This window comes from Streptomyces graminilatus, assembly GCF_001418565.1.
GTDB classification, from domain to species: Bacteria; Actinomycetota; Actinomycetes; order Streptomycetales; family Streptomycetaceae; genus Streptomyces; species Streptomyces graminilatus.
Map to the genome: position 1 here is coordinate 1 of NZ_LIQQ01000680.1, position 4,939 is coordinate 4,939.

The 4,939-nt window shown below is 68.7% G+C and carries 4 protein-coding genes; all 4 read right to left on the reverse strand.

What is annotated here, in order from left to right:
* Window positions 1–101: 101 nt before the first annotated feature.
* On the reverse strand, window positions 102–2,963 hold the full coding sequence (locus AOK08_RS39765) for a DEAD/DEAH box helicase (protein WP_055535155.1): 2,862 nt from the start codon (window positions 2,961–2,963) through the stop codon (window positions 102–104).
* Between the two features lie 118 nt (window positions 2,964–3,081).
* Window positions 3,082–4,041 (reverse strand): twin-arginine translocase subunit TatC, encoded by a 960-nt coding sequence (gene tatC / locus AOK08_RS39770; RefSeq protein ID WP_055535157.1) that lies wholly within the window; start codon window positions 4,039–4,041, stop codon window positions 3,082–3,084.
* Window positions 4,042–4,094: 53 nt separating this feature from the next.
* Window positions 4,095–4,379 (reverse strand): Sec-independent protein translocase subunit TatA, encoded by a 285-nt coding sequence (tatA, locus tag AOK08_RS39775; protein WP_055535159.1) that lies wholly within the window; start codon window positions 4,377–4,379, stop codon window positions 4,095–4,097.
* 260 nt (window positions 4,380–4,639) lie between these two features.
* The gene (locus tag AOK08_RS39780; RefSeq protein ID WP_055535161.1) at window positions 4,640–4,834 is read right to left on the reverse strand and encodes a hypothetical protein; all 195 of its coding nucleotides are present in this window, start codon (window positions 4,832–4,834) and stop codon (window positions 4,640–4,642) included.
* Window positions 4,835–4,939 lie beyond the last annotated feature (105 nt).

The window sequence follows — 4,939 nt, forward strand, 5'->3', positions numbered from 1 at the left end:
CGCCCCGCCAGCCCACCAGCTCGCCGACCGCTGGCCCGCCGACTCACCGACCGCCGGCCCACCGTCCGCCCGACCCCGCCAAACCGCCGTGGGGCCAACCGCTACCCCACCGACGAGTAGGCCACAACCCCCCTCAGCAGCCCCTCCACAGCCTTGCGCGCGTTCTTCGCGACCGTCGACCCCTCCGTGCCGGAGACCGGTGCGGCGGCCGAGATCTGACCGAGGACGTCGATGACCTGCTTGCACCACCGTACGAAGTCGCCGGCCGGCATCTCCGCCTCGCGCAGGACCTCGTCGAGGCCCTTGCCGGAGGCCCATTCGTAGGCCGCCCAGGCGAAGCCGAGGTCGGGCTCGCGCTGGCCGACGCCCTCGCTCTGGGTGATCTTGAACTCCTCCTCCAGCGCGTCGAGCCGGCCCCAGATGCGGACCATCTCGCCGAGCGCGGCCTTGGCCCTGCCGGACGGCACCTTCGGTGCCATGGCGTCGTCGGCGACCCGGGACTCGTACACCAGCGCCGAGACGCAGGCGGCGAGTTCGGCGGGCGAGAGGCCCTCCCAGACGCCCTCGCGCAGGCATTCGCTGGCCAGTAGGTCCAACTCGCCGTAGAGCCGGGCGAGCCGCTTGCCGTGCTCGGTCACCTCGTCGGCGCGCAGGTAGTCCAGCTCGGTGAGCAGGGCGACGATACGGTCGAAGGTGCGGGCGATGGTGTTCGTGCGACCCTCGATACGCCGTTCCAGCTGCGAGGTGTCGCGCAGCAGCCGGTAGTAGCGCTCGGCCCAACGGGCGTGGTCCTCACGGTCGTTGCAGCCGTGGCAGGCGTGGGCGCGGATAGCGGTGCGCAGCCGGGCGATCTCGCGGTCGTCGGCCGCCTGTGCCCGCTGCTTGCGGGCCCGCTCGGGCGGGATGTGTCCGGCCTTGGTGCGCAGCGCGGACGCGAGGTCCCGACGGGACTGCGGCGAACGCGGGTTGAAGGACTTGGGGACCCGCATCCGCTCCAACGGCTCGACGGGCACCGGGAAGTCCATGGACGCGAGCCGCTTCACCTGCCGTTCGGCCGTCAGCACCAGCGGGCGGGGGCCGTCGTGCTGCTCGAAGCCGCGGTGGCCGTTGGAGCGGCCGGCGGGCAGCCCGGGGTCCAGGACGAGCGCGAGGCCCGCGTACTTGCCGGTGGGGACGTGGATGATGTCACCGGGCTTCAGCTTCTCCAGGGCCACGGCGGCCTCGGCGCGACGTTGGGCGGCGCCCTGCCGGGCCAGGTCGGTCTCCCGGTCCTTGAGTTCGCGGCGCAGTCGCGCGTACTCCTCGAAATCGCCCAGGTGGCAGGTCATGGACTCCTTGTAGCCGTCCAGGCCCTCCTCGTTGCGCTGCACCTGGCGGGAGATCCCGACGACCGACTTGTCGGCCTGGAACTGCGCGAACGAGGTCTCCAGCAGCTCACGCGAGCGGTGCCGCCCGAACTGCTCCACGAGGTTGACCGCCATGTTGTACGACGGCTTGAAGCTGGAGCGCAGCGGGTACGTGCGCGTGCCGGCGAGGCCCGCGAGGTGATCCGGGCTCATTCCCCGCTGCCACAGCACCACGGCATGGCCTTCGACGTCGATGCCGCGCCGCCCCGCCCGCCCCGTCAACTGCGTGTACTCGCCGGGGGTGATGTCGGCGTGCTGTTCGCCGTTCCACTTGACGAGCTTCTCCAGCACAACCGAGCGGGCGGGCATGTTGATGCCGAGCGCGAGGGTCTCGGTGGCGAACACGGCCTTCACCAGGCCCCGTACGAAGAGTTCCTCGACGACTTCCTTGAACGTGGGCAGCATGCCCGCGTGGTGGGCGGCGATGCCTCGCTCCAGGCCCTCCAACCACTCGTAGTAGCCAAGGACATGGAGGTCCTCGTCGGGGATGGAGGCGGTGCGCTCCTCGACCAGTGCGCGCACCCGTTCCCGCGCGTCGTCGTCGTTCAGCCGAAGTCCCGCGTACAGGCACTGCTGTACGGCGGCCTCGCAGGCCGCGCGGCTGAAGATGAACGTGATGGCGGGCAACAGGCCCTCGGAGTCGAGGCGTTCGATGACTTCGGGGCGCCCCGGAGTCCACACGCGGGAGCGTGATCTGCGCTCCCGTTCACGGTCGGCCTCGCGCATGGCGCGCCCGCGTTTGCGGTCCTGGTAGGAGGGCCGCTGGGCCTCCATCCGCGCAAGGCGGGTGAGGTCGGGGTTGACGGCCCTCCTGCTGCCCTCGCCCTCCTCGAAGAGGTCGTACATCCGGCGTCCGGCGAGCACGTGCTGGAACAGGGGCACGGGCCGGTGCTCGGAGACGATCACCTGGGTGTCGCCGCGCACGGTGTCGAGCCAGTCGCCGAACTCCTCGGCGTTGGACACGGTCGCCGACAGCGAGACGAGGGTGACCGACTCGGGAAGGTGGATGATCACTTCCTCCCACACGGCGCCGCGGAAGCGGTCGGAGAGGTAGTGCACCTCGTCCATCACCACGTAGCCGAGGCCCAGGAGGGTCTGCGAGCCCGCGTACAGCATGTTCCGCAGCACCTCGGTGGTCATCACGACCACCGGGGCATCGGAGTTGACGCTGTTGTCGCCCGTGAGCAGGCCGACCTTGTCCGCGCCGTAGCGACGGCACAGGTCGGAGTACTTCTGGTTCGACAGGGCCTTGATGGGTGTCGTGTAGAAGCACTTCTTGCCCTGCTGGAGGGCGAGATGGACGGCGAACTCGCCGACGATCGTCTTGCCCGAACCGGTGGGGGCGGCCACCAGCACGCCCTTCCCGGCTTCGAGCGCCTGACAGGCCTCGATCTGGAAGGGGTCGAGGCCGAAGTCGTACATCTCGCGGAAGGACGCGAGCGCGGTGGCCTGCTCGACAGCGCGCTTACGTGCTGCCGCATACCGCTCGGCCGGTGAGAGATCCTCTGTCATCGTGCATTCGAGACTACCGGCCCCCACTGACAACAGGACGATCATTATCCGGATCGATGCCTGCGAAGCCCGCGATCCGCGCAGCTCAGGGAAACGGAAAGCGGCCGGGGCGCCGGGTGGGCGCCCCGGCCGCTTACACGTCGGGGGTGTCGCTACGGGAGCCTCAGGTCACGTCGTCGTACCCGTTGATCCGTTCCGGACCCGACTGTTCGGGCAGCGCGGGGCGGCTGGTGGTGACGGCCTCGGCCTCGCCGATGTCCTCGGGAGTGAGGTCCAGGTCGGAGGCTTCGTCGTCGTCCGGCCCCTCCGCCGCACGGCGGACCCGGCGCCGGTCGTTGGCCAGGGCGATGGCCACCGCACCGAAGTACATGATCCAGATGGGGCCGGCCAGCGCCAGCATGGAGATGGGGTCGGTGCTGGGGGTGGCGATCGCGGCGAACACGGTGATGCCCATGATCATGCCCCGCCACCAGCCGGCCATCTTCTTGCCGGAGAGGATGCCGCCGAAGTTCAGCATCACCAGCAGCAGCGGCAGCTCGAAGGAGAGCCCGAAGACGAGGATCATCCGCATGATCAACTGCAGAAGGTCGTCGAGCGGTAGCTGGTTGTCGCTGCCGATGATGGAGAACTCCAGCATCACGGACGCCATCTTGGGCAGCGACCAGTACGCGAAGTAGGCGCCCATCAGGAACAGGGGGAACCCCGCTCCGACGAAGGCGAGGCTGTACTTCTTCTCGTTCCGGTGCAGACCCGGCGCCACGAAGCCCCAGAGCTGGTAGAGCCACACCGGGGTGGCGAGCACCACGCCGGACGACAGTGAAACGGTGAGGGCGAGCGTGAAGGGACTGAGCAGACCGTTCTGCACGATGCGCGCGCACTGGGTCTTGTCAGTGGTGGCCTCGGTCAGCTCCGCGAAGCTGTACTTGCACCCCACGGCGGCCAGGATCGGATCCGTGAAGAACTGAATGATGTCCTTGTAGAAGAAGGCCGCGAGCACCGTCGTGACAACGATCGCCAGCAGGCTCTTCACGAGGCGGTTTCGCAACTCGCGGAGGTGCTCCACGAGGGGCATCCGCCCCTCGGGATCCCGCTCCTTCTCCTTGTTGCGGGCAGACTTGAGCAACCCACGTCCTCATCTCGTGCGGCAGGCCGGAGGTGTCCGGCCTTGCGTCAGCGTCAGCGCTTGGTCGTGTCCGTGGGCTCGGTGACCGGGCGCGCGCTCGTCACGTCACCGGGAGCGGCCTGGATGGTGCGCTGCACCGGGGGCTGCTCGTCGGTGTGCGGGGGTGCTGCGGGGGCGGCCTCCTGGCCGTCCGCCTTCATCGCCTTGGCTTCGCTCTTCAGGATGCGCGCGGACTTGCCGAGCGAGCGCGCCATGTCCGGAAGCTTCTTCGCCCCGAACAGCAGGACGATGACGACGAGGATGAGAATGATCTCGGGGGCTCCGAGCCTTCCGAACATAAGTCTTTACCTTCTCACCGAGGCGGTTTTGAGTGGGGATGCTGTCCGATCGTTCGGACAGGCGTCCGACCGTCGTGTTCACAGCGATCGTAACGCTCTGGGGTAAACCTGAGGCAATCCCTGTGCGTACTCCCGGTTCGCGGTCCGGGCCTCGTTTTCCGGCCGCGATCAGCAGCGTACCCGCCGACACCTACAAGGTGACAGGGCGAAGTCGCCCAAAACACACCAATCCAGGGACTCACACAAGAGCCACCGGACAGTCACAACGCGTCCACAGAGCGTGCCGTGTGCACGGCGGCCCGCTCCAGATCCTCGGCGGCCCGGTTGATCCGCCGCGCCGAATCCGCGACCTGCCTCCCCAGGCGCTGCGCCTCCACAAAAACCCGAACGGCGAGCACCCCAAGAACAACAAGTCCCAGGAACCCCAAAGCGATCGCGACCATCGGCCAGAACATGCCACGGAGCCTAGCCGCTCACCGAAGGCACCCGTCAGCCCGAGCCGGATTACTCGCCCCCGCCGCCCCTTCCCGTCCCGTCCTGTTCCAGGGGGCTGCCGCCCC